The organism is Vibrio sp. 1727 (genome assembly GCF_033344415.1).
Classification (GTDB): Bacteria; Pseudomonadota; Gammaproteobacteria; order Enterobacterales; family Vibrionaceae; genus Vibrio; species Vibrio alginolyticus.
Genome location: NZ_JAWPOT010000163.1, coordinates 1 through 838, shown reverse-complemented (window position 1 = coordinate 838; position 838 = coordinate 1). Strand labels below are relative to the sequence as shown.

1 pseudogene is annotated in these 838 nt (G+C 47.3%); it reads left to right on the top strand.

Annotated features, from left to right (window positions below):
• Positions 1-116: 116 nt before the first annotated feature.
• Positions 117-838 (top strand): annotated as a pseudogene (locus tag R8O10_RS24540) (primosomal protein N'); the annotation flags it as partial.

The window sequence follows — 838 nt, the reverse complement described above, 5'->3', positions numbered from 1 at the left end:
TCACCAATCCGGTGATATTAGTATATTTCCGAACACACTCCGTAGGTTGACTCGTATTCCTGGGGCGATTTTAATAAACTCTACAGTCCTTTCTTCTTTTATATAGCTACGAATCTATGCGTCCATCCATTGCTAGAGTGGCACTGCCCGTACCTCTCGACAAACAATTTGACTATGCCATCCCAGGACACCTGTTTCCTATCATTGGCGGGCGCGTATCCGTACCTTTTGGACGTCAAACGTTAGTTGGCATCGTCACCGCGATGGTTAATCACTCGGACTTTCCCAAAGATCAACTCAAGCCAATCAAAGCGGTTCTTGATTCTCAGCCGGTATGGCCTGAAAAGCTTTATTCGTTGCTGACTTGGTGCAGCCAATTCTACCAATACCCACTTGGAGATACGCTACACAATGCGATGCCGGCAGCTCTGCGTAAAGGAAAGCCTGCAGATTTTGCGACGCTACAAGAGTGGCAAATTACCGAATCCGGTAAAGACAAGCTGATGCAAGGGCTTGATCGTCGAGCAGTCAAACAACAGAAGGTCTTGCAAATGTTGGTTAACGGCGCTTTGCCTCACCAGGAATTTGTCGACCAAGAGATAGCCTCAACAGTACTAAAGTCTTTAGAAGAGAAAGGCTGGATTGAACGTATCGAGAAGAAGCCTGCAATCACCCAGTGGGGACAGCACGTTGAATCCGACGTCGAGAAGCCAAAGCTCAACCACGAACAAGCGCTGGCTATTGCGAGTGTAAATAGCCAAACAGGTTTTGCTTGCTATTTATTAGAAGGCGTCACGGGCTCAGGTAAGACAGAAGTGTACCTTAACCTGATCAAACC